The following is a 24,258-nucleotide window of genomic DNA, read 5'->3' as shown; positions in this document are numbered from 1 at the left end:
ATTCTGTATCATATTGTACCGATGGTACACCACGGCATTGCGCCAGGGGCCGTGGTCGATGGCCGTTACGAGGTGGTGCGCGCGCTCGGGCGCGGCGGGCTCGCCTCGGTCTACGAGGCGCGCGACCGGCTCTTCGATCGCGACGTCGCGATGAAATCGCTGAGCTTCGGCTCGGCGGGCGCGCTCGAGGCGTTCCGGCGGGAGTTCTCGCTGCTCTCGGCCTGCGCTCACCCGCGCCTGCCGCGCGCGTACGACTTCGCCCGGACGACGGCCGGCGGCGCGCCGGGCCAGCCGCTCACGTACGTCACGACGGAGCTCATCCGAGGCCGGACGCTGGCCGAGCACGCGCGGGGGCGCGCCTTCCGCGCGGCCCTGCCCGTGCTGCTCGACGCGCTCGACGCGCTCGGGTGGCTCCACGGCGCCGGCATCGTCCACGGCGACTTCAAGCCCGAGAACGTCCTCGTGCGGGACGACGGCGCGGGCGTGCTCATCGATCTCAGCGCGGCGCGGAGGATGCGCGCGGACGCGGGGGACCTCTCGGGGACGGCGCGGTTCTTCGCGCCAGAGCTCCTCCGGGGGGCCCCGCCGAGCGCGCGCTCCGATCTCTTCGCGGTGGGGCGGACGCTCGAGGCCCTGTTCCCGCTCCTCTCCGGGGCGCCGCCCGCCGCCGTTCAACGCCTCGCCGAGCGGCTCACCGCGGAGGATCCGGCCAGCCGCCCCTCCGGGGTCGAGGAGGTCCTCGAGGCCCTCTCCGCCGGCGGCCTGCCGCGGCGCGCGCCCGCTGTCGTGAGCGAGCCGGGCGAGATCGTGGGCCGGGAGCGCGAGGTCGAGGCGTTCGGCGCGGCGCTCGAGGCGCTGCTCCGCGGCGAGCGCGGGCCGCGCGCGGTGATCGTCACGGGCGAGGAAGGCGCGGGAAAATCGCGGCTGTTCCGCGAGCTCAAGTGGCGCGCGCAGCTGAGCGCGCAGGTCGTCGAGGGCGCGCCCCGCGGCGACGATCCGCTGCGCGCGCTGCTGGTCCGGGCGCTCGGCGGCGCGGCGCTCCCGGCCGGCGTCGACGCGCTGCTCGGGGCCCGCGGCGAGCTCGCGGGGGCGCGCTCGCGCGAGGGCGAGGCGGCGCGGGCAACGCGTGATTCGCGCGATGTGCGGGATTCGTACGGATTGCCCGCGCCGCACCGGCCGCGCGTGCTCGCGATCGACGACGCCCACAGGCTGGGCGCGCACGACCGGGCGCTGCTCGAGGCGCTGGTTCGATCGACCGAGCCGACCGACGCCGTCCTCTGGCTGATCGCCTCCGCGGAGCGGCTCGACGTGGGCGGCGGCGCTGTCGTCGAGCTCCCGCTGGGCCCGCTCGGGGAGGACGCGGTCCGGGTCTGGACCGCGCCCCTCGCCACGGCGGCGCGCACGTCGGACCTCCTGCGCGCGAGCGGCGGCCGGCCGCGCGCGCTCAAGGAGCTCTGCGCCGCGCTGGCGCAGCGCAGCCTGAGCGAGGCGGAGCTCGACAGGTTCGTCCACACGACGGGCACCCCGGAGCTCTGGCGACGGCGCGTGGCGGCGCTCGACCGCGGCGAGGCGCGCGCCCTCGCGGCGCTCGCGGTCGCGGATCCGCTCGGGCCCGAGGCCGCCGCCGCGCTCGGCGTGGGGCGCGCGGCGCTCGACGCGCTCGAGGCCGCGGGGCTCGCGCGGCTCGACGGCGAGGGGTTCCGCCTCGGCCAGCCCGGGCAAGCCAGGGCGCTCCTGCCCTGGCTCGACGCGGGCGTCGTGCGCGAGGCCGCGGCCGCGATGGCGGCCCACCTCGCCAGCGCCAACGAGGCGGCCCTCGCCCCGGCGCTCCGCAGCCAGCGCGCGGCGGACCGGGCGAGGGCGCTCGTGCTCGCGGGCGACCACGAGGCGGCGCGGCGGGCGCTCGCCGCGTCCGGGCCGATGCTCGAGTGGGCGCCGCGCGCCTGGGTGCGCGCGGCGGACGCCGCCTGCGAGGTTCTGCCGGCGCCTCGGACGCTCGTGGCCGCGGCGTCCGCGATCGAGGCGGCCGGCGACCCGCGGCGCGCGCTCTCGCTGCTCGCGCGGGCGAGGCGCGCGGGGCCGCCCGCCGACGTCGGCGCGGAGCTCTCGTACCGGGCGGCGCGCTGCTACGAGAAGCTCGGCAAGGTCGAGCGGGCGCTCTGGCAGCTCGGGCGCGCGCGGGCCCTCTCGCCCGGGCCCTGGGGCGGGCGGCTCGCGAGCCTCTCCGCGCGCTGCCTGCTGCGCCTCGGCCGCTACGACGAGGCCCGGCGCGAGGCGGACGGGGCGCTCGCGGCGCTCGCGGCGCCCGGATCACGCGCGGCCGAGGGCGCGCCCCCGAGCGGCGAGGCGCGCGAGGCCGAGGGCACGCCCCCGAGCGGCGAGGCGCGCGAGGCCGCCGCGGAGCTCGCCGAGACGCTCGGCCTCGCGCTCGGGTACCTGAGCGACCAGACCGGGGCGCTCCAGAGCCTGGCGCGCGCCGTCGCGCTGCGGCCGGCGTCGGGCTCGCCCCGCGCCCGCGCCCGAACGCTGAGCTACCACGCGCTCCACGCCTACCGCGCCGGCGACGCGGCCCTCGCGGCGCGCGGGTTCCAGGAGGCGCTCGACCTGGCCGAGGCCGAGGGCCTCGGCGATCTGCTCGCGACGGCCGCGCTCAACCTGGGGACGGCGAGGCACCAGCTCGGCGACTGGGGCGCGGCGCTGCGCTGCTACGAGCGCGGGCTCCGGGCGGCGATCGCCTTCGCCAAGGAGCGGACCGAGGCGACGCTGCGCTTCAACCTCGCCAAGATCCACGCGGACGTCGGCCTGCTCGAGCGCGCCGAGCTCGCCGTCGCGCGGATGCGAGCGCCCGAGGGCCCGAGGGCCCCCGAGGAGATCGCCGTGGCGGCGCTCGGGCTCGCGGCGGAGATCGCCGCCGCCCGCGGCGCGCTCGGCGAGGCGGCGCGGCTGCTCGAGGAGGCCCGCGCCGGCCACGCGGCGCGCGGGTCGAAGCGCGAGGCGTGCGAGGCGGTGATCCACGCCGCGGAGGTCGCGCTCGCGGCGCGGGACAGGGCCGCGGCGGGCGCGCGGCTGGCCGAGGCCGCGGCGCTGCTCCGGGAGGCCGACGCGGCGGACCTCGCGCTGCGCCACGCGACGGCGGGCGCGGAGCTCGCGCTGGCCCGCGGCGACACGGACGCGGCCCTCGCGGAGGTGCAACGGGGCGCGGGCCTCGTGGCGAGGGTCTCGCAGCTCGAGCTCCACGCGAAGCACGAGGAGGCGTCCGCCGAGGTGCTCCGCCTCCGGTCGGCGACGGCGCTGGCGGAGCGGCACCGCACGGCCGCGCTCGAGTGCTGGGAGCGCATCGGGAGCACGCTCCCCGCCGAGCTCGCCGAGGTCTTCTGGCGGCACCCCCGGCGGGCCGCGCTCCGCGGCGGGCCCGCGCCGCCGGGGGCCCGCATGGAGCTCGTGCTGAAGCTGCTCGAGGTGAACCGGCGCCTGAGCTCGACGCTCGACGCGGAGGAGGTGCTCCGCCTCGCCATGGACGCGGCCATCGAGCTGACCGGCGCCGAGCGGGGGTTCGTGATCCTCGCGTCGCCGTCGCCGGAACCGGGAGGCCACGCGAAGGGCAAGCTCGAGGTCGCGGTCGCGCGGAACCTCGATCGCGAGCGCGTCGGCAAGAGCCAGCTCAAGTTCAGCCACGGGATCGCGAAGCGGGTGGTCGAGCGCGGGGAGGCGGTGCTCACGGTCGACGCGCTGGCCGACGAGCGGTTCCACGGGAACGCGTCCGTGCACGGCCTGCGGCTCCGGTCGATCGTGTGCGTGCCGATCCGCGCGCACGGCGCGGTGCTCGGCGCCGTCTACCTCGACAACCGGTTCCAGCGCGGCAAGTTCGCGGAGGGCGACGCGGATCTGCTCGGCGCGTTCGCGGACCAGATCGCGGTCGCGCTGCACAACGGCAGGCTGATGGCCGAGCTCCGGGACCGCACCCGGGCCCTGGAGGAAGAGCAGCGGCGGGTCGCGGAGCTCATGCGCTCGCAGGCCGACGAGATCGAGCGGCTCTCGCACGAGCTCGAGCGGACCCGCGCGGATGCGCGCCGCGACTTCCCGGAGATCGCGGGGAGGAGCGCGCCGATGCGCGCGGTGCTCGCGCTCTGCGAGCGCGTCGCGGAGAGCGACGTGACCGTGACGGTGACCGGCGAGAGCGGCACCGGCAAGGAGCTCGTCGCGCGCGCGATCCACGCGGGCGGGCCGCGGCGGGACGGGCCGTTCGTGGCGGTGAACTGCGCCGCGCTGCCGGAGGCGCTGCTCGAGTCGGAGCTCTTCGGCCACGTGAAGGGCGCGTTCACCGGCGCGGTCCGCGATCACGGCGGGCTGTTCGTCTCGGCGCGGGGCGGGACGCTGTTCCTCGACGAGCTCGGGGAGGTGCCGCTCGGCGTGCAGGCGAAGCTGCTCCGCGCGCTCCAGGAGCGATCGATCCGCCCGGTGGGGTCGGACCGGAGCCTCTCGGTGGCCGACGTGCGGGTCGTCTGCGCGACGAACCGGGATCTGCGGGAGGAGGTCGCCCGGGGGCGCTTCCGCGAGGATCTCTACTACCGGGTCAGCGTCATCGAGATCCGCTTGCCGCCGCTGCGCGACCGGCCGGACGACATCCCGGCGATCGCGCAGGCGATCGTCGAGAAGCTCGCGGCGCGCCAGGGCCGCCCGCCGTTCCGGCTGTCCCGGGGCGCGCTCCGGCGGCTCTCGTCGTACGGCTGGCCCGGCAACGTGAGGCAGCTCGAGAACGTGCTCTCGCGCGCGTGCGTGCTCTCGCCGGGCCCGGAGATCGGCGCCGCCGACATCCAGCTGCCGGCGGCGGCGCCTGCGCCGCGTGGCCGGTCGCGCGCCGAGTACCAGGGCGCCGAGGAGGAGCGGATCCGCGCCGCGCTCGAGCTCTCCCGCTGGAACGTGTGCGAGGTGTCGAGGAGCCTCGGGATCCCGAGGATGACGCTCTACCGGAAGCTCACCCGCTATGGGCTCTTGCGGAAGGAGTGAAGGTCAGGCCAGCGTGAGCAGGGCGCCAGCGACCATCAGCCCCACGCCGAGCGCGAGCTTCCAGGTGATGGGCTCGCCAAGCGCGACCGCCGCGAGCACGATGGTGAACGCGAGGCTCAGCTTGTCGATGGGCGCGACACGGGACGCCGGGCCGAGCTTCAGGGCCTGGAAGTACGCGAGCCAGGAGACCCCCGTGGCGAGGCCCGACAGGGCGAGAAACACGGCGGTGCGGACGCTGATCTTGGCGATCTCGCGGTGATGGCCGGCAGCGAAGACGATCCCCCAGGCAAAGACGAGGATCACGACGGTCCGGACCGCCGTCGCGAGGGTGGAGGGGACGCCCTCCACGCCGATCTTGGCCAGGATCGCGGTGGCGGCCGCGAAAACGGCGGAGAGGAGCGCGTAGATCCACCAGGTTGCCATCGTTTCCCTTCGGTGTTCCCGATCAGCGATGCCTCCAGGAGGTGCCCGCTTCCACGTGCACGTCGAGGCGCCGTTCGGCGGGGGAGGACGGGCCTAATCCCAGATGCGCACCACCATGAGCCCCAGGTTCGACCGCTTCCCCGCGGCCACGATGCGGCCGTCGCGCTGGACGGTGACGGCGTAGAGGTAGTTCTGGTCCGGATGGTCGTCCAGCACGGCCGCGCCCGAGGCGCCGAACCCGGCGTCCCTGGATCCGTCCGGCAGGAGCCGCAGGATCGAGGCCGTGATGCCCGAGCTCGGGGTGCCGCCCGCGACCGCGCCGAGGATCTTGCCGTCGGCCTGGAGGGCGACACCGTAGCCCCGCACATAAGGTTTCTCCGCGCCGCTCGCATTCACCATGCCGCTCTCGCCGAACGTCGTGTCCGCCGAGCCGTCCGCGTTGAAGCGCGCGAAGGCATAGTGGTTCACGCCGTCGAGCGCGTATCCGACGAGGATCGGCTTGCCGTCGCTCCCGAGGGCGAGGTCGTTATCGTTGTACGGCGTCTGCGAGAGATAGGCGATGCCGCCCGTTCCGAAGCCGGGATCGAGCGCCCCGTCGCGATCGAGCCGCACCGCGAGGAAGGTGGGGCCCGCGTCCCGCTCGGTTCCTCCGGCGACGATCTGCCCGTCCTCTCCGAGCGCGACCGAGTGCAGCGGTCGGTTCTCGAACGAGACGAGGCCCGAGCCGCCGAAGTCGCTATCGACATCGCCCGTGGAGGAGAACCGCACGACGATGCCGCGGTTGCCCGGCTTCCCGGCGCCGGCGGCGATGATCCGGCCGTCGCTCTGGACGGCGGCGTCGAAGCCCTCCGAGCCGCTGATCAAGGCAGGATCGAGCCTCGCGACCCCGCTGGCGCCAAAGGCCTGATCGATCCCGCCGCTCGCGTTGAACCGGACCACCGCGAGCTGGTCGTTCCGTGTCCCCACGGCCAGAATGCGGCCGTCCGGCTGGAGGGCCAGCGACTTGACAGTTCCCTCCTGGCCGACGACGAGGCCCGCTGTGCCGAACTCCGGATCGAGCGCGCCGCTCGGCAGGAAGCGCACGAGTTCCCATGTGTCTCCGTCGATGCCGGCGACGAGGATCTTGCCGTCTTCCTGGACGACGATGGCGCGCGCCTCGTGGGGCGTTCCGCTGGTCGCGATTCCATCGCCATCAAACGACTGATCGAGCGTCCCCGGCAGATCGGCGACGAGGAGGGAGAGCGGCACCACCTGGTCCTCCAGCCCGGGCGCGCTGGCCACGAGCGAGGGCGCGGCGCCGCCGAGCGTCGCGAGCGGCTCCGCGCTCAGCGTGAGCGCGCCGGTGGCCTCGCCGCCTGGGACCACGACAGGGCTCGCCGAAACGCCGCTCGGCAGGCCTGACAGCGAGAGCTCGACGTCGCCCGCGAAGTCGTCCGAGCGGGTGACGGCGACGGTGAGCGATGCCGAGCCGCCGCGCACCACGCGCGCCGCCGCCGGGTCGAGCGCGATCGAGAAGCCCGCCCGAGGCGCGCCGCCGCCGCTGCCGTGCGCGGAGACCTCGCCGCCGCCCCCGCCTCCGCCCGACGCGGCGGCGCCGCCGCCAGCGCCGCCGTCACCGCCGGCCCCGTCGCGCGAGACGTCGTGAATGCCGAGGATGTCCTGGCAGCCGAGCGCGAGGAAGGCCGCGGCCGCCCCGGCGAGGAAGGCCACGCGCGCGAGCCGGACACCCCGGGCTGGCCAGGGCAGCGCGCTCTTCTGGGCGAGCGGGAGGATCATGCCGGCAGGCTACCACGTCGGCTCCCAGCCGGACGCAGCGCCGCGACGGCGCCGGGGTCACGAGTCCAGCCAGGGATCCGGAGAGAGATTTCAACGCAAAGGCGCCAAGACGCAAAGACGCAAGAAAGAACAAACACCATGCCTTTTTGCGTCTTTGCGTCTTTGCGTCTTTGCGTCTTGGCGTCTTTGCGTCTTGGCGCCTTTGCGTTGAATCTCTCTCCGCTCGCGAGGTGGAGCCCTCCGCCCCGCCTCCTCGTCACGAGCGTCTCTGCCACTGCCAGGTGGAGGGAGCGGAGGAGATGGGGCGCCGCCCGATCCGATTCGTGACTTGGTCCGCCATGCCCGGGCGTCCGCCAATCACGGACGGCCCACCGTGCCGTGAGCACCCGCTACACCTGTACATCCGTTCAATGATCTGCTAGCCGATCGGCATGCGCTCCCGCAAGGCCGCCGCCGCCGTCGTCGTCGAAGAGCTGCCGTCCGCCGAGGAACCCATCGACGCGATCCCGCCCGACGACACCGCGGCGGACGAGCCGATCTCCGCCGTCCGGGAGCCGCTCGCGCTCGATCTCATCTGCATCGACTGCGGCAGCAGCGGCGGCGGTCACGACGGCTGCGCGCACCGCGAGCGCGCCCGCTTCCACGCGCCGCCGCGGGCAGCGGTGGAGCTGGTCGCGCGCCTGCGCCGGGCCGCCGCCGAGCACCGCGCCGCCGCCCGCGCCCTCCGCGCCCTGGTCACCGCCGAGCACGCGCGCGGTCGCGCCGAGATCGAGCGGGCGGATCCGGTCGAGCCGCCGCAGCCCGAGGCGGCGCCAGAACCCCCGCCGCCACCCCGGCTCGAGATCGCGGCGCCGGAGCCGCCCGCCGTCTGCCCGCGCTGCGCCGAGCGGACCGAGGGCGAGCCGACGGAGGCCGGGGCGCCGCCGCGCCGGCCAAAGCGCAGGGGGCGGGTGATCCTCGAACAGCAGGCGTTTCTCTTTTCGAGCGATTCCGAGCAAGGGTCCCCGCACGGGGCCTGAGCCGCGACCAAGGCGCTGCCGAAGGAATCGGAAACCTGGGATCGGCGTTAGGCTGCGCCGATGTCCCCGAGCCCGTCCCGAGCTCCTTGCTTGCGCGCCGGAGGCGCCGTTCTGGCCGCCGCGCTGCTCTGGCAACTCGCCTGCACGGCAGGAGCTCCACCCGGAGCTCTGCCCGTGACCGGAGCGCGCCGGTCACTCGCGCCGCCCCGGCAGGAAGACTCAACACCACCGCGCCCGCTGCCCGCGGAACGCCAGAGGACGCCGGCACCGCCGCCAGGGCCAGCTCCGGGCGAAGCGCCGCTTCCAGCCGATGTCGTAGCCACGATGCAGGCGCTCGCCGCGCTCGACACCAGCGCGGACGGCATCGGGCTGAGCGCGCCCCCCGCGGGGGCTCCCGCGCTGCTCCGCTCCTTGAAGGCCGAGCTCCGAGGCGTCGTCGGGCGCGCGCTCGACGCGGCCGAGGGCGCGCCGGCCGCCGCACGCACGCGCGCGATGGCGGAGCTGGAGCGGCTCGGCGTCCGCCCCGCCGGCGAGGAGCGGCGGTGGGGCAGCCTGCTCGACCTCCGCATCGAGCAGCCCGCGGCGCACCCCGAGCTCCGGGTCGCGCTCCTCACGCTCGCGGTCCCCTGCGGCGAGGACTCGTCTCTCTACGTCTTCGAGCGGGGCCGGGCGGGCTTTCGCCTCGCGCTCGCTCACGAGAGCGATCTGTCGGAGCGGACGTCGGAGGGAAATCGGCTGTCTTACGGCTTCCTGCCGGGCCAACCGAAGGGACGCTGGGCGCTGGCCGTCTCGAGCGCCGAGTCGTCCTGTGTCTCGCTCTGGAGGACGCTGACCACGAGGGTGCTGCTGGAGGGAACAGACCCGCTGCACCCGCGCGCGGCCTTCGCGAACAGCCTCCGATTCCACATGCCGGCAGGCTACACCCTCGCGGTGTCGGCCAGAGGCTTCACGCTGCGCTGGACAGGCGACCCGAGCTTCCTCCCATGGTACCCGCGCTGGGACGCCCTCGCCGCGCGTTACACGGTGGAAGGCGACAGCGTGCGTCGAGCGCCGCCCCTCGCGCCTGACGCAGAGTCGTTCGTGTACGCCTGGCTCGGGCTCGAGTGGGCAGAGGCCGAGCGCTGGCTCTGTCCAGAGGCATCGCCGTCCGCGGGCGAGCGCTGGCACCGGGAGCTGCGCGCGGCGCTGCCAGGGCTCGGGTCGACACCGCAGCTCGGCGCGTGCGGGGGCCCCGATGGGGAGGATCCCACGAAGTGCGAGGATGTGGAGCTGTGGCTGACGCGCCCGGGCCTCGCCCGGTCCACCGCAACTACCCACGTCCTCCTGGCGAAGCACGGCGCGGACCGCTGCGTCGAGCGCGTATTTTCGAGGGTGAAGCCATGAGAGGTCCGGGCAGCGGCTCGGTCGAAAGCAGGATGCTCGCGGCGACGATCGCGCGGCCGGCGTGGCGGCGCCTGCGCGGACTGGCCCTCTCTTGCGCGGCCTGCCTGTCGCTCGCGCTCACGGCGTGCGCGGCACCCGCGCCCGAGGCGAGAGGGCCTTTGGTACCTCGGCCGGCAGCGCGGCCCGTGACGCACGGCGCTCCCACAGCCCCCGCCACAGCCCTCCCAACAACCCCCCCAGCGGACGACGCCACGGACCTCGTGAGGGAGGCGCTCGCCCCGTTCTTCGCCGCCCCGAGATCGGGCGCGGCCGACGATCAAGACACGTGGCTGACGCCGCGGGTGAGCGTGGAGAAGCTGCCGGCGGAGTGCTGGGAGCTGGCGCCCGAGCAGGACGCGGCCGGGCTGGCGATGGTCGCGCTGCATCGGCGCGAACGCGGCCCCGTCCAGTGCGCTCCGTTCAGCGCGCGCCTCGCGCCGTTCGCCACGTTCGCCGTCGACAGGCGCGCTGGCACCGTGCGCTGGTGGGACGAAGCCACGCCACGGCCGATGCGCGAGTTCTTCGCGGCGCGCCAGGAGTCCCTGAGAGCAGCCGTCTCGGCGCTGGAGAAGCGCTTCATCGACGACGCCATCGCCTGGGAAGGCACGACCGCGCTGCACGTCGAGGACGAGACGGCCATGCACCTCCACGTGTCCGTGCTCTCGCCCGACGGCCGCAAGCGGCTCGCGCGCTTCCGCGTCGACAGGCGCACGCGCGAGCTCTCGTGGGACGACAACGGCGAGCTCCGCGACTACGCGGCGTTCAAGGCGAGCTGGTACAGGGACCATCACCCGGCGGTCACCGCGCTCGGCCAGCTGCTCGAATGGAAGTGGTCCGGAGTCGATTCGCTCACGCTGGAGGCGTCCCACGGCCACGTCTTCGATCTCGTCGCCCGGGCCGGGGAGACGTGCTCACCGGCGAGCCGCATCTGCGCCACGGAGCGATTCCGCGTCGATATGCGGCGCGGCGCGGCGATGTGGCACGACGGCAAGTCCTACGTACCCATCGAGCGCTTTCTTCAGGACCTGGAGCGGAAGGGGCAAAGAGCCGTCCTCCTGGCCAGGGCCTGGGCGCTGAAGCAGCGAGGGCCCGCCGGCGCCTCCTGCGTCGCCTTCCGGCCCGAGGGCGTCGACAGGGCGAGCGCGCACGTCCGGATGCACCTCGCCCTGCCGTGCAACACCTCCCCGATGCTCATGACCCTGGCCTGGTACTTCGTGGATCTGCGCACAGGCAGGGTGTGCTCGCTCGAGGACGAGACGTGCGCGTCGGAGGCCGGACAGGAGAGGCCATGACATCGTCCAGCAGGGCTCCGGCCCCATGAGGTCGCCCGCCGAGGTGCCCTCACGACCCATCGAACGGAGCTGACAAGGGAGGCCGTCCGTCCGATACTCTCGCCGCTTGCCGCACAGCGCCGCTAGCCATTCAGCCGACGACCGGGAGCCGGACGTGAGGACGCGGGAGACGACGCGGATGCGCTCCCACCGCGAGCGCGCCGCAGAGCGGCATGACCACACGGGTGCCCCGTGCTACCAGCTTGCGTTTGTGATCGCGGCACGACGGAACGCCGGCGCTGAGGACCACCGAGGATCCTGCCACCATGTCTCCCGATAGAGCCATCGGCATCATGTGCCCCGACATCTGGGGCAGATATGTTTGCGAGCTTCTCGGCGGTATCCAGTCGGCCGCCGCGCGCGCCGGATATCGGGTGATCGCCATCCGGGCGTCCCCGCGAGACGTCCACAGGCTGCGGCTCGCGCGAGACCAGGTCGACGGGTGGATCGCGCTCATCGACGCGGCGGAACTCGGGCCCTTCCTCGACGACGGCCGGCCCGTCGTGACCCTCAGCGCGCGCGCCGGGGACGGGCGCTGTCCCTACGTCCTGCCCGACAACCACGGTGGCGCCCTCTCGGCCGTACGCCACCTGCTCGACCACGGGCACGAGCGGATCGTCTTCGCGGGCCACATGGCGCACGAGGACATCCGGCAGCGCTTTCAGGCCTACCGGGACGCGCTCGAGGAGCGCGGCATCCCGTTCGACCCCGAGCTCGTCTTCGATCTCCCGAACAACGAGCGGGCGAGCGGCCGGCTCGCCGTGCAGCGCCTGCTGGAAGGGGGCGTCACCTGCACCGCGATGTTCATGTCGGCCGACCAGGAGGCGCTCGGGGTCCTCGACGCGTTCGCCGAGGCAGGCATCCGCGTCCCCGAGGACATCGCGCTCGTCGGGTTCGACGACATCGAGGCGGCCCGGTACGCCTCGCCGCCGCTGACGACGGTCCGCCAGCGGTTCGACCGGCTCGGCAGGACGGCCGGCGAGCTGCTCATCGACCTCCTCGCCGGACGGGAGCTCCCCTGCGCGGGGCACATCGCGCCGACGACCCTGGTCCTGCGCCGCTCCTGCGGCTGCTCGCCTGTCCCGGCGCTGCGTGACGCGCCCCCGTCGTCCCGCAGCGCCGCTGCGCCGGCCAGCGCGCCCGCATCGGCCCGCAGCGCGCCCGCATCGGCCCGCAGCGCCGCCGCGCCGTCCGGCGCGCTCGCGCGGGAGCTCGCCGCGCTCGCGAGCGCCTCGACGGCCCTCGAGCCGAGCGCGCCGCCGGAAGAGGCCTGGTCCGGGGCGACGGAGGTGGTCCTCGGGCTCGAGGCGGCCGTCTGGGGCAGGCCCGGCCCCGCCGCCGCGGCGCTGGAGAGGGCCTGGCGAGAGGCCGCGGAGCAGATGCCCGACATCGACCAGCTCCTCGAGATGGTCGACCGGCTGGAACGGGCGGGCCAGACGATGCTCCGCGGCGCGGGGGACGCCGCCGCCGAGCGGCGCGTCGCGGCGTACATCCGGGCGGCCCGGCGCGCCATGATGGAGGGCCGAGTGGCCATCGAGGCGGCCCGCGCCGACTACCTGAACGGCCTGCTCGACATCAACCTCGTCATCCGGGAGACGCTCCTGGCGGACGCGGGCAGCAGCGGGAGCAAGCTGAGCTGGCTCTCCGCGGTGCAGATGAGCTGGGGCTGCCTCGCCGTGTGGGAGGCGCCCGGAGACACGGATCCCCTGCTGCGGATCGTCGAGAGCTGCTCCCCCGGAGCGACGGCGGTCTCGCCGGAACCGGGCGCGCGCGTCGCGGCCGAGGGGTTCCCGCGCCGCGCGTGGCTGCCCGCCGCCGCCCAGCGCGACGACCACGTCCTCCGGCTCATCCCGCTCTGCAGCGACGGCGAGGAGCGCGGCGTCCTCGCCGTCTGCGCCCCGGTGAGCAGCCCGCTCGGGCTGGATCACCGGGACATGGAGATGTGGGTGTCGATGCTCACCACGGCGTTCGAGCGCGCGTCGCTGATCGAGTCGCTGATCGAGCAGGAGCAGCAGGCGCGCGCCGCCTACGAGCGCGAGCGCGCCCTCGCGGACGACGTGCGCCGGCTCGGGTGCCCGGTCATCCCCCTCGACCAGGGCGTGCTGCTCGTGCCGCTCGTCGGAGCCATCGATCTGGAGCGCGCGCGCCACGTCCTCGAGGTGGTGCTCACGGAGCTCAGCCGCCAGGAAGCCGACGTGCTGCTGATGGATATCACCGGCGTGCCCTTCGCCGACATGCAGGTCGCGGCGTCGCTGATGAAGACGACCCGCGCCGCCCTCCTGCTCGGCGCCGAGGTCATCGTCGTGGGGATGCGGCCCCAGGTCGCGCAAGGGTTCATGCGCCTCGGCATCGACCTCCAGGGGATGAAGCTCCACCAGACCCTCGGCAGCGCGCTCTCGGCGCTGCGCCGCAGGCGGCAGCCGCTCGGCGCGCCGCGGGTCCCCCGGGCCTGAGCCCCCGGCGCGCGCCGCGCGTCGGCGCCGCTATTCCTCTGCGCCCGGCTCCGCCGCGGCCGCCCCGCGGGCCCGGCGGCCGCGCTCGCCTTCCCCCGGTTCCCCCGGCGCGCTGCGCGCGGCGCGCGGCTTGCCCCTGTTGACGCTGACGCCGACCCGCCGCACGAACGACAGGAACTGCCGGAGCGTGGGTGAGGCGTCGTCGGCGCGCCACGCGACGAGGAGGTCGGTCGACGGCGCGCCCACGATCGGCCGCAGCGCGAGCCCTTTGCGACCGACATTCTTGATGGATTCCGGCAGGATAGAGACGCCGAAGCCCGCCGCCACCAGGCTCAGGATGTCGAGGTGCAGCGCCTCCTGCGCGATGCGCGGGGAGAAGCCCGCCGCGCGGCAGAGCCCCATCACCAGGTCGAAGAAGGCCGACCCGCGCTGGCGCGGGAACACGACGAACGGCTCGCGCGACAGGAGCTCGAGCGGGATGCGCTTCCGCGCGGCGAGCGGGTGGTCGGCCGGCAGGGCGACCAGGAGCGGCTCGCGCCGGACGCACTCGGACGCGAGCCGGGCGTCGTGGAGCGGCGCCCTCACGAAGCCGACGTCGATGCGCCCGTCCTTGAGCGCCTCGATCTGCTCCTGCGGCGGCATCTCGCGGAGCGCGAGCTCCACCGCGGGGAGCTCCCCGCGAAAGGTGCGGACCAGCTCGGTGATGCCGCTGTACGCGAGGGACGACAGGTACCCGACCACGAGGCGCCCGGTCTCGCCCACGCTCGCGCGCCGGGCCTCGTGCACCGCGAGCTCGAGCGCGTCGAAGACCCGCCGGACATGGGCGAGGAACACCGCGCCCGCGGGCGTCAGCTCGACGCGCCGCCGCGAGCGATCGAAGAGCGAGAACCCGAGCTCGGACTCGAGATCCTGGATCTGCCGGCTCAGCGGCGGCTGCGCGATGCCGAGCCGCTGCGCCGCGCGGCCGAAGTGCCGCTCCTCGGCGACGGCCGTGAAGTACCGGAGGTGGCGCAGATCCATACCTTGAAGGTATCGTGTGATACGAAAGAATAGATTGGACGAACGTCAAGGGCACCCTAAATGCGGAGCCTGCCCTCAGGCGCCACCCCCGGCCGGGGCGCTCCGGAGGGGGACGGGAATTGGCCCATGTGGCTCGTCCGGATCGCGCTTCAACGCACGTACACGTTCATCGTGATGTCGATGCTGATCGTCATCCTGGGCGTGTTCACCGTCGCCCGGATGCCGACGGACATCTTCCCGGACATCGACATCCCGGTCCTGTCGGTAATTTTTAACTACGGCGGCCTCCCCCCCGAGGAGATGGAGAAGCGCATCGTCAACAACTACGAGCGCTTCCTCACCACGACCGTCAACGACATCGATCATATCGAGAGCCAGTCGCTCACCGGCATCTCGATCATCAAGATCTTCCTCCAGCCCGGCGCCAGCATCGAGGCCGCCACGGCGCAGGTCACGGCGATCTCGCAGACCGCGATCCGCCAGATGCCGCCCGGGATCAGCCCGCCGCTCATCATCCGTTACAGCGCCTCCAACGTGCCGATCCTCCAGGCCGCGCTGGAGAGCGAGTCGCTGAGCGAGCAGCAGCTCTTCGATTACGCGGTCAACTTCATCCGCGCCGACATCGCCACGATCCGGGGCACGCAGATCCCGTACCCCTACGGCGGGAAGCAGCGCCAGATCATGGTCGACATCGACCCACAGCGCCTCTTCGCCTGGGGGCTGTCGCCGCGCGACGTGAACGCGGCGCTCGGGCTGCAGAACGTCGTCCTGCCCTCCGGCACGGCGAAGATGGGCGAGAACGAGTACCCCGTCATCCTGAACAGCAGCCCCGCGGCCTTCGAGGAGCTCGGCAAGCTGCCGCTCAGGACGGTGAACGGCAGGACCGTGTACCTCCGCGACGTCGCGAGCGTGCGCGACGGGAGCTCGCCGCAGACGAACATGGTGCACGTGGAGGGCAAGCGCAGCGTGCTCCTGAGCATCCTCAAGAACGGGAGCGCGAGCACGCTCGAGGTCGCCTCGCGCATCCACGCGATGCTGCCAGCCACGCTGGAGAAGCTCCCGAAGGAGCTCAAGGTCTCGCTGCTCTTCGATCAGTCGGTGTTCGTCCGCGCCGCGGTCTCCGGGGTCGTGCACGAGGCCCTGATCGCCGCGGGGCTCACGGCGCTCATGATCGTGCTGTTCCTCGGGAGCTGGCGCAGCACGCTCATCGTCGTCATCAGCATCCCGCTCTCGATCCTCGTCTCGATCATCGCCCTCAACGCCCTCGGCCACACGCTCAACGTGATGACGCTCGGCGGGATGGCGCTCGCCGTCGGCATCCTTGTCGACGACGCGACCGTGGCCATCGAGAACATCCACAGGAACCTCGGGCAGCGGAAGCCGTTCCTCCGCGCCATCGTCGACGGGGCGCAGGAGATCGCCGTCCCGGCGCTCGTCTCCACGCTCTGCATCTGCATCGTCTTCGTGCCGGTCGCCTTCATCACCGGCGCCGCGCGGTCGCTCTTCGTGCCGATGGCCATGGCGGTCGTCTTCGCCATGCTCACGTCGTACTTCCTGTCGCGGACGCTCGTCCCGACGCTCGTGCGCCTCCTGCTCGAGCGCGAGGCGGCGGAGCACGCGCACGGCCACGCACCGGAGGGGACGGCGAACGCCGATCCCCGACCCACGTCGCGCCCCCAAGGCCTCTTCGGGCGCGTCTTCGCCGCGTTCAACCGCGCCTTCGACCGGCTGCGGGCGGCGTACGGCGGGTGGCTCGCCTGGGCGCTCGCGCACCGCGCCATGTTCGTCGGGGCGTTCCTTGCGCTCGTCGCCGCCTCGGTCGCGCTGATCCCGCTCCTCGGCCGCGACTTCTTCCCGACCGTCGACGCGGGGCTCATCAAGCTCCACGTGCGCGGCCCGCCGGGCACCCGCCTCGAGGAGAGCGAGCGGCGCTTCGCCCGGATCGAGGAGACCATCCGCGGGACGCTCCCGCCGGGCGAGATCCGCACGATGCTCGACAGCATCGGGATCCCGGCGAGCGGCATCAACCTGTCGCTCAGCGAGGGCGCGCAGATCTCGTCGGCCGACGGGCAGATCTTCATCGCGCTCGCGGAGCACCACCGGCCCACCGCGGACCACGTCCGGGCGCTGCGCGCGAAGCTCAACGCGGCGTACCCCGACACGACGTTCTTCTTCCTCGCCCCCGACATCTCGACGCAGGTGCTGAACTTCGGCCTCGCGGCGCCGATCAACGTCCAGGTCGTCGGCCCGATCGGCAAGGAGGACGAGACCTACGCCGTCGCGCTGAAGATCGCCGATCGCATGGAGAAGATCCCCGGCGCCGTCGACGTCCACCTCGCGCAGGTGCCGGCGAGGCCGCAGCTCCGCATCGACGTCGACCGCACCATGGCCGACCAGCTGGGGCTCAGCCAGCGCGACGTGGCGAGCGACGTGCTGGTCTCGCTCTCGTCGAGCGGGCAGACGTCGCCGACCTACTGGCTGGACAAGCGCGGCGTGCAGTACCTCGTCGCCGTGCAGACGCCCCAGTACGCGATGGGGTCCATCGACGACGTGAACGCCACGCCGCTGTCGACAGGCGACGGCCGCCCCCAGCTCCTGTCCAACGTCGCGTCGATGTCGCGCGCGACCGGGCCGGCGAACATCACCCATTACAACGTGGCGAGGACGTTCGACGTCCAGGCGAACGTCGACGGCACCGACCTCGGCTCGGTCGCGGGCGCCGTCTCGCGCGTGGTCGACGAGCTCCGGCCCGAGCTGCCGCGCGGGACGAAGGTGACCATCAAGGGGCAGGCCGAGAGCATGGACACCTCGTTCACGGGGCTCGGCTACGGGCTCCTCTTCGCGGTCGTGCTCGTCTACCTGCTGATGGTCGTGAACTTCCAGTCGTGGCTCGACCCGCTCATCATCCTGATGGCGCTCCCGGGCGCGGTGGCGGGCATCGCGTGGGTGCTCTTCGTGACGCACACGACGCTGAGCGTGCCCGCGCTCATGGGCTCGATCATGTGCGTCGGCGTCGCCACGGCGAACAGCATCCTCGTCGTGACGTTCGCGAACGACCAGCGCAAGCTGGGCCGCGACGCGGGCACCGCGGCCCTCGCCGCGGGCATGACGCGCCTCAGGCCGGTGCTCATGACGGCGCTCGCGATGATCTTCGGCATGCTGCCCATGTCGCTCGGCCTGGGCGAGGGCGGCGAGCAGAACGCCCCGCTGGGGCGCGCGGTCATCGGCGGCCTGCTCGTCGCGACGCTGAGCACGCTCTTCTTCGTGCCCGTGATGTACAGCCTCCTCCGGAACAAGGCCCCGGCCAGAGACCTGCTCGCAGAGGACCTATGAGCTCCCCCGCCCGCCGCGCCCCTGTCTCCCCTACGACTTCCCCTCCCCCGCCTCCGGGCAGCCCTGCCGACGACCTCGGGTTCGATCTGCCGCCGCCCGCCGTGCTGACGAGGACCCGCGGCCTCGCCCTCGGCGTGGGCCTCGTCGTCGTGCTCGGGGCGGCGTTCGCCGCGGCCTACCTGCCCCGCCGGAACGCCCGCGCCGCGCTCGAGCAGGGCGCGCGGGCCGCCGAGGGCGCGGCCCCGCGCGTGGGGGTCGTCGCGCCGCAGCCGGTGTCGAGCGACCGGGCGCTCGTCCTGCCCGGGAGCATCCAGCCGCTCGCCGAGACGGTCGTCTACCCGCGCGTGAGCGGCTACGTGCGGAAGTGGACCGTGGACATCGGCGACAAGGTCGAGGAGGGGCAGATCCTCGCCGAGATCGACACGCCCGAGCTCGATCAGGAGCTCGCGCAGGCCCGGGCGCAGCTCGTGCAGGCGAGCGCCGGCCTCGTGCAGGCCGAGGCCAACCGCGACCTGTCGAGGTCGAGCGTGAAGCGCTACGAGCAGCTCGTCCCCGCGGGCGTGGCGCCGCAGGAGGAGCTCGAGCAGCGGCAGGGGCAGGCGCACGTCGCCGAGGCGAGCGTCACCGTGGCGCGCGCGGCGATCACCGCACAGCAGGCGAACGTCCAGCGCATCCTGGATCAGAAGAAGTTCGCGAAGGTCGCCGCGCCGTTCGCGGGGACGGTCACCTCGCGCACGACCGAGCGCGGGGCGCTGGTCACGGCGGGCAACGGGACGCCGCTCTTCACCATCGCGGCGACCGACCCCGTGCGCGTCTTCGTGGGCGTCCCGCAGGACGTGGCGCCCAGCGTGCGGGTCGACGCGCCGGCGAAGGTCACGGTGCGCGAGTTCGCGGGGCAGCCGTTCCAGGGCACGATCGCGCGCACGGCCGGCGCGCTCGACGCGGCGACCCGGACGATGAACACGGAGGTGCGGGTGCCGAACCCCGACGGCCGGCTCCTCGCGGGCATGTACGCGGAGGTCGCGCTGACCTTGCCCACGCCGCACCGCGTGCTCGAGATCCCGGCGACGGCGCTCTACAACGACGCCAAGGGGCTCCGCGTGGCCGTCATCGACCCCGGGAGCAGGATCCGCTTCGCGCCGATCGTCGTCGAGCGCGACACGGGCGCGACGATCCAGGTGTCGACCGGGCTCGACGGGAGCGAACGGATCGTGAAGCTCGCGAGCGCGGAGCTGAGCGAGGGGATGGCCGTCGAGATCCTCCCTGAAGGGCCGCCGCCCCCGCCTCCGGGCGGACCTACCCGCTGACGTCAGCCTCGTTCGCGTCGAGCTCCTGGGCAGGCGGCGCCCTGAAGAACGCCGGGCGGTGGGGTACTTACCCCATCCTGCGGCCATGATGGGGCCGCCAGGACGCCAGAAGACGCCAAGATTCTGATGTCGCGCCGTGCCGATGTCACGATGTCACGCCGTGACAACGTCACGATGTCACGCCTCCGCGAGCGTGCCTTCGTGCGGCGCAGCAGCGCGCCGAGCCACTCCCCTCTTCCTCGCGAGCGGCGCCGCGCCAGGCGGAGGCGGCGCCCGGCGCGGCGCTGCCGGAGGCGTCATGAGCTCGCAAGTGGCTGAGTTGCAACGCGTTTCCGCGGGCTCCAGGCGGCGCCACGGCCGCTCCTGAGGGGCGCGCGACCGCCGTCGCGGCCACCACGCCGCGCGCACCGCGCGGGGTGCGCTGCTCTCCGGAGCGCTGTGCGGCCCGCTGGCACGAAGGGTGGATAAGCGCCTGACGGGGCGCGGGCGAAGAGGCGCTCCAGGACCGCAGCCGATGACCCCGATAGCCCTTCGCCCCGCCCCGCGCTGTGCTGAGGCTGCAGCACCATTCAAGGAAGGAATCGCGAACATGAGAGCCAGTAGCTTGATCTTCTGTGGAGCCGCGGCCGCCGCCTTCGTCGGTATGGCGCCCCCGGCTCACGCTCAGGACACGTACCCTCTGTCGGTGGGAATCTTCCCCCTCCGCGCTGGCACACCGGCGTCGGTGGGTCTGTCCAGCGTCCTCCTCGACCAGGCGGTCAACGAGCTGGAGGATGCGGTCGACGACGGGGATATCAACGGCGCGGTCCTCCTGGTCGCCCGCCGGGGCCGGATCGTGCTCCACACCGCCGTGGGGACGAGGGACGGCCTGAACGAGGACGATCCGGGCATGCCATCGGTGCCGATGCCGCTCGATGGGATCTTCGATCTCCAGTCCATGACCAAGCCGTTCACCGTCTTTCTCGCGATGAGAATGCAAGAGTCCGGGGATTACCCGGGGTTCAACATCAACAACACGGTCGCGACGTATTTCTCGGAGTTCGCCGTCTCCTCGGTCAACAACAAGAGCTCTGTCACGATCAGGGATCTGATGAGCTATGTATCGGGGGAGAATGTCGACTACTTCGACGACAGCAATCCGAACGGCCTCTTCGACGACGCCGACCCCTGGCACACGATGCTCGACGCGCCGCTGGCCCACCCGCGGGGGACGAAGGTCGTCTACAGCGATCTCGGCTTTCGGATCCTGGGCCACGTGCTGGAGACGGTCGGCGGCGACTCGCTCCAGAACCTGATGAAGACCTACATCTTCACCCCGCTGCAAATGACGGACACAGGCTTTCAGCCGTGGCTCAACATGCCGGAGAAGGAGGACCGCTTCGTCGGCACGGCGTGGTCCGCGGCGCGCGAGCGGTATCTCCGGGGCGAGGTGCAGGACGAGACCGACTACTTCCTCGAAGGGGACGGCCCGGACCCGGCCGAGCACCTCACCGGGTGCGACGGCCTGTTCTCGACCGCGAGCGATCTGGCGAAGTTCGCCCAGATGATGTTGAACCGGGGCAAGCACATCTACAGCTGCAACCTCACCCGTTTCAACATCTGCATAAACTCCATGCTCCCTGCCCAGACCGTGCTCGACATGACCACGAACCAGACGGGCTCGCTCCATCTCAACAGGTCGGCTTGGACGTACTCCGAGAACCTGCTCTACTCGCGCAAGGGGTACGGCTGGGAGATGTGGGACGGAGGCATGTGGCCCGGCGGGGAGTCGACATCGACCGTCGCCTACAGCAAGACAGGCGCCGCAGGGACGCTCATGGTGCTCGATCCTGAGCCGAGCCGCGGGATGTTCGCGATCCTGCTCACGAACCACGGGCTGCCGAAGTTCGACCATTTCACCGTCGACCCGGTGACGGGCAAGATCTCCTGGGAGGAGTTCGACTGGATGCTCGGTGACATCCGGGCCAACGAGGTCATGACCAAGGTCCACGGGTCCCTCACCTGGTGACCCGGCCCGCGGAGACGACGCGCGGGCCGAACCGCGCCCCGACGCGCATCGCCTAGAACACCAATCCTGTTGAAACCCGGAGAATTTTCACAGGGAGGCGGGGAGGCGGGGAGGAAGAAAAAAAAAGAATCTCTCGCTCCCCGCCTCCTCGCCTCCCTGTGAAATCCCTGCTTTTTCTCGAGGTTTCAATCCGTTTGTCCCTCTAGCTGCGGCCGGGCCACCGCCTCCTCGTGCGGCGCGCTCCGGGCCCACGCGATAGCGCACGCCGCGAGTGGCTGATATGCCATGCATTGACCTTCGGGGGGCAAAGAAATTTGCCAGGTGGGGCAAGAACGTTTGCCCTTATCGCATCTCTGACCGTGCGGTACTACCTCCGTACCAGATCACGGTCCTCGTACGAGCTCCGCAACGCAACGGCGGCTCCGCTGCAGCGACAGATACCGAAAGCATGAATGGAGGCAGAGCATGACACACGACATCAAGAGCGAACAAGGCACACTCCTCGAAGGCCAGGGCGGCTGCACCATGGCCCGACCCGAAGATGACCGGCGAGCTCGGTCGAGCGGGAAGGGCCGAGGCATGAGGTTTCTCACGAAGTTCAGTGGGATGATCGCCGTCCTCGCCTCCATGGCGCTCGCGGGCTGCATCGCGCAGGAGGGCGATGAGGCCCTGAGCGACGAGGACCTGAGCGAGGAGACCGTGGAAGAGGCGGAGCAGGCGCTCCAGATCGGCCTCACGTCGGTGACCTGCAACAGCGGCTGGCCTGGTACGCGGGGCTGCTTCAAGAGGATCACGAGCGCGACGGACATCGTCGCCGGCACGATCACCGTGCAGATCGATGGCCACAACGGCGCTGTTGGGTTCAGCGCGTCCCAGACGGGGCCCCGAACCATCGAGTTCTCGGCGAGCATCCGCGAGGGCGACGCGTTCAACCCGGGGGCGAACACGACCAAGTTTCTCGTGGCGTGGATGCGCCAGTAGCAGCGGGACCAAGGCCCGACCCAGGTCGGCCGCGCGGCACGGCTTTGCCGCGCAGGGCCAACCCGGGTCGGGTCGCCCCAACCCCGGGCCGGACGTGCACAGATCAGGGGACGGAGCGGCCGACCGTCTCGGCCTTCGCCCACATCTGGGCGAAGCCTTCGGCTCCGCTGTAGAGCCGGTCGATGAGCTGCTCGCCCCCCGGAAGCGCCTCGACGTGCTTGAGGAAATCCGGGAAGAGCCCGACGTGAACGACCCCCTCCTCGTTGTAATCCCATGAGCGGCTCCCCATCCGGGCCCTGGGGAAGCTGGAGTAATCGACGCACGCCTCGGCCGCCGGATCGACGCATCGGTACACGATCTCCATGGCCTGCGTACAGAACGCGCGCGTCGCCGCCTGGACGCCGGCGCGGCTGTATTCGTCGGGGGTCGGCGCCTTGTAAGAGCAGGACGCCTTGTCGTTGCAGGTGCGGCCGACGAGGCTCGTGAGATTCCCGCTGGTCTGGATGTCGAGGCAGCCGATGCGCGCGGAGCGCACGTCGATCTCGCCCCCTGTACACCGGAGCTGCGCGGGCGGGTGGCTCCAGGCGTCGCCTGGCACCGTCACCACCTGGTCCGGGGGCGCCTGGCACTCGGGAGAGCGCGGCATGACGACCATCCCGTTGATGTCCGAGCCGAGGGTGATCTGAAGCGGCTTGCCGCCTGACGTGATCGCCGCCACGGCGGCCGCGTTCCGCAGGAAGGTCCGTGCATCGGAGTCGCCGAAGCCGACGCCCGCGAGCCCGCCGCGCGCAGCGAGCTCCGTGTACTGGGCGTTGGTCCGGCCGTTCTCGTTGCCGCTCGAGCCGCGGAGCCCGTTGTGCCCCGAGACGAGCGGATACGCGCCGCCGGGCGTCGTTCGGGTGAGCGCGAGCACGTCGCTCACCATCCGCTGCGACATGTGATCGATGTCGATGACCATCCCGAGCTTCATCATCTCGTTGATGGCGACGCGGCCCATGGGCAAGAGCCCCAGCCGGTTCTTGTGGCCTTCACCCGGCTGGCAGCTCGGAAGCGGGATGCTACCGCCGGCGTCGCCGAGCTTCATCAGCTTGAAGAGGTCGTTCCCCGACTGGATCTGCTTCGTGATGCCCTCTCCGCGGGAGCACTCGAGGTCCCACCATTTCCCCGTCTGAAAGCGGTTCGCGCGCGCTACCTCGTCCTCGTAGGCGGCGGTGCCGCCGAAGAGGTTGTCGGTCAGGTGGACAGGGAACACGTAGCGCACGCCGAGGACGTGGAGGCGCTTGATCTCCGCGCGGATCTGGGCCTCCGTGGGCGACGCTTTGTTCCACACGAAGTTGCCGATGTCGTCCAGCTCGACACCGACGATCACCGCGAGCTTGTTCTTCTCCACGATGCGCCGGAGATCGGCGGATGAACGCGCGATCTCCATCCACGTGTCGTGCTTGCCGACGAAGCGGACGAGCTCCTCGATCTGGAGGTTGCCCGACGCCCTGTCGTCGATGGGCGGGTTTGCTTCGATGCCGTGAGCGAGCGTGCGGCTGTTGACGGCCAGCGCGACCATCACCCGGAGGCCACCCTCCTTCGCGCGCCGGATCCAGTCGACCCACATCTGCTGGTGCAGGATATCGTTATGAGCCGGGAAGTGCGCGAACGTCGGATAACCCACGGGGCGCTCGACCTCGAACGAGCGGATGTCATGGGATTTCGCCATTTCCCCGAGCACGAGCTGGCGGACGTGATTCCCGCACTTGTTCGTGAGCAAATCGTGACCCCGGTGGGTGCTGTAGCTGGTCCCCAGCGCCTCCGCGATGCTGGCGGCGCGCCGCGCTGACGCATTGCACGTGGCGCCCGACAGGCCTTGACCGCTGGGATCGTAGATGGTCCCCGGCGCCATGAGCACGTCGGCGTCAGGAGCGCCGTGGAGCACGTGCCCCCCGAAGCCGAGGTGCGCCATCGGGTGGGTGTGGAGATCGGCGAACCCGCGCAGCGGTCGGCCGGGGGCGTTCAGCGCGGGATCGAAGATCGGTGAACGCCGCGCCTGCGCGCTCGCCGGGCCGGAGGCCGCGAACGTCAGCGCGGCCGCGGCGATCGCAGCCCAGGTGGGAGCCAATGCAGGACCTGTCATTGGTCTGGTCTTCTTCATGCCGAGTTATCCTTCAGAGGTTTACGAGCGACGGA

Annotated in this window: 13 protein-coding genes; 9 read left to right on the top strand and 4 right to left on the bottom strand. The window is 72.3% G+C overall.

From position 1 onward, the window contains the following. The first annotated feature begins 21 nt into the window (after nt 1-21). Nucleotides 22-5,007 carry a sigma 54-interacting transcriptional regulator gene (locus WME79_RS07940; RefSeq protein WP_437534006.1) on the top strand — a complete coding sequence of 1,662 codons (4,986 nt, stop codon included), beginning with the start codon at nt 22-24 and terminating at the stop codon, nt 5,005-5,007. A gap of 3 nt (nt 5,008-5,010) precedes the next feature. Here WME79_RS07940 and WME79_RS07935 read toward each other — a convergent pair whose 3' ends face one another. Together WME79_RS07935 and WME79_RS07930 are read right to left on the bottom strand one after the other, a co-directional pair. After that, a complete protein-coding gene (locus WME79_RS07935) occupies nt 5,011-5,430 on the bottom strand; it encodes an EamA family transporter (RefSeq protein WP_437534005.1) in 420 nt (139 codons plus the stop codon). Nucleotides 5,431-5,523: 93 nt separating this feature from the next. Continuing rightward, nucleotides 5,524-7,206, bottom strand: a complete 1,683-nt coding sequence (locus WME79_RS07930; protein ID WP_437534004.1) for a hypothetical protein — start codon at nt 7,204-7,206, stop codon at nt 5,524-5,526. Between the two features lie 431 nt (nt 7,207-7,637). Between WME79_RS07930 and WME79_RS07925 the strand changes: the two genes are divergently transcribed. The 4 genes from WME79_RS07925 (at nt 7,638) to WME79_RS07910 (ending at nt 13,431) form a co-directional block, all read left to right on the top strand. Continuing rightward, a complete protein-coding gene (locus WME79_RS07925) occupies nt 7,638-8,225 on the top strand; it encodes a hypothetical protein (RefSeq protein WP_437534003.1) in 588 nt (195 codons plus the stop codon). 324 nt (nt 8,226-8,549) lie between these two features. Beyond that, nucleotides 8,550-9,608, top strand: coding sequence for a hypothetical protein (locus tag WME79_RS07920; protein ID WP_437534002.1), 1,059 nt, complete (start codon nt 8,550-8,552; stop codon nt 9,606-9,608). A gap of 260 nt (nt 9,609-9,868) precedes the next feature. Then, nucleotides 9,869-10,939: a hypothetical protein gene (locus WME79_RS07915; protein WP_437534001.1), complete on the top strand. Its 1,071-nt coding sequence runs from the start codon at nt 9,869-9,871 to the stop codon at nt 10,937-10,939. 305 nt (nt 10,940-11,244) lie between these two features. After that, the gene (locus WME79_RS07910; protein ID WP_437534000.1) at nt 11,245-13,431 is read left to right on the top strand and encodes a substrate-binding domain-containing protein; all 2,187 of its coding nucleotides are present in this window, start codon (nt 11,245-11,247) and stop codon (nt 13,429-13,431) included. A gap of 30 nt (nt 13,432-13,461) precedes the next feature. Here WME79_RS07910 and WME79_RS07905 read toward each other — a convergent pair whose 3' ends face one another. After that, nucleotides 13,462-14,451 (bottom strand): LysR substrate-binding domain-containing protein, encoded by a 990-nt coding sequence (locus tag WME79_RS07905; RefSeq protein WP_437533999.1) that lies wholly within the window; start codon nt 14,449-14,451, stop codon nt 13,462-13,464. Nucleotides 14,452-14,577: 126 nt separating this feature from the next. Between WME79_RS07905 and WME79_RS07900 the strand changes: the two genes are divergently transcribed. The 4 genes from WME79_RS07900 to WME79_RS07885 all read left to right on the top strand — a co-directional run bounded on the left by WME79_RS07900 (nt 14,578) and on the right by WME79_RS07885 (nt 22,080). Continuing rightward, nucleotides 14,578-17,784 carry an efflux RND transporter permease subunit gene (locus WME79_RS07900; protein ID WP_437533998.1) on the top strand — a complete coding sequence of 1,069 codons (3,207 nt, stop codon included), beginning with the start codon at nt 14,578-14,580 and terminating at the stop codon, nt 17,782-17,784. Beyond that, complete coding sequence (locus WME79_RS07895) at nt 17,781-19,091, top strand: efflux RND transporter periplasmic adaptor subunit (RefSeq protein ID WP_437533997.1); 1,311 nt, start codon at nt 17,781-17,783, stop codon at nt 19,089-19,091. Before WME79_RS07900 ends, WME79_RS07895 begins: the two co-directional genes overlap by 4 nt. Before the next feature lie 589 nt (nt 19,092-19,680). Beyond that, nucleotides 19,681-21,099 (top strand): serine hydrolase domain-containing protein, encoded by a 1,419-nt coding sequence (locus WME79_RS07890; RefSeq protein WP_437533995.1) that lies wholly within the window; start codon nt 19,681-19,683, stop codon nt 21,097-21,099. Between the two features lie 579 nt (nt 21,100-21,678). Further along, a complete protein-coding gene (locus WME79_RS07885) occupies nt 21,679-22,080 on the top strand; it encodes a hypothetical protein (protein WP_437533993.1) in 402 nt (133 codons plus the stop codon). Between the two features lie 103 nt (nt 22,081-22,183). Here WME79_RS07885 and WME79_RS07880 read toward each other — a convergent pair whose 3' ends face one another. After that, nucleotides 22,184-24,223 carry a membrane dipeptidase gene (locus tag WME79_RS07880; RefSeq protein ID WP_437533991.1) on the bottom strand — a complete coding sequence of 680 codons (2,040 nt, stop codon included), beginning with the start codon at nt 24,221-24,223 and terminating at the stop codon, nt 22,184-22,186. Nucleotides 24,224-24,258 lie beyond the last annotated feature (35 nt).

The organism is Sorangium sp. So ce726, from assembly GCF_051521405.1.
In the GTDB taxonomy this organism is placed as follows: Bacteria; Myxococcota_A; Polyangia; order Polyangiales; family Polyangiaceae; genus Sorangium.
The sequence above is the reverse complement of the archived record's forward strand: the minus strand, read 5'-3'. Positions and strand labels throughout refer to the sequence as shown.

Bases quoted from the DNA above. Each gene is read 5' to 3' on its own strand.
- WME79_RS07940 (WP_437534006.1), top strand. From the start codon at position 22: ATGGTACACCACGGCATTGCGCCAGGGGCCGTGGTCGATGGCCGTTAC.
- WME79_RS07935 (WP_437534005.1), bottom strand. From the start codon at position 5,430: ATGGCAACCTGGTGGATCTACGCGCTCCTCTCCGCCGTTTTCGCGGCC.
- WME79_RS07930 (WP_437534004.1), bottom strand. From the start codon at position 7,206: ATGATCCTCCCGCTCGCCCAGAAGAGCGCGCTGCCCTGGCCAGCCCGG.
- WME79_RS07925 (WP_437534003.1), top strand. From the start codon at position 7,638: ATGCGCTCCCGCAAGGCCGCCGCCGCCGTCGTCGTCGAAGAGCTGCCG.
- WME79_RS07920 (WP_437534002.1), top strand. From the start codon at position 8,550: ATGCAGGCGCTCGCCGCGCTCGACACCAGCGCGGACGGCATCGGGCTG.
- WME79_RS07910 (WP_437534000.1), top strand. From the start codon at position 11,245: ATGTCTCCCGATAGAGCCATCGGCATCATGTGCCCCGACATCTGGGGC.
- WME79_RS07905 (WP_437533999.1), bottom strand. From the start codon at position 14,451: ATGGATCTGCGCCACCTCCGGTACTTCACGGCCGTCGCCGAGGAGCGG.
- WME79_RS07900 (WP_437533998.1), top strand. From the start codon at position 14,578: ATGTGGCTCGTCCGGATCGCGCTTCAACGCACGTACACGTTCATCGTG.
- WME79_RS07895 (WP_437533997.1), top strand. From the start codon at position 17,781: ATGAGCTCCCCCGCCCGCCGCGCCCCTGTCTCCCCTACGACTTCCCCT.
- WME79_RS07890 (WP_437533995.1), top strand. From the start codon at position 19,681: ATGAGAGCCAGTAGCTTGATCTTCTGTGGAGCCGCGGCCGCCGCCTTC.
- WME79_RS07885 (WP_437533993.1), top strand. From the start codon at position 21,679: ATGAGGTTTCTCACGAAGTTCAGTGGGATGATCGCCGTCCTCGCCTCC.
- WME79_RS07880 (WP_437533991.1), bottom strand. From the start codon at position 24,223: ATGAAGAAGACCAGACCAATGACAGGTCCTGCATTGGCTCCCACCTGG.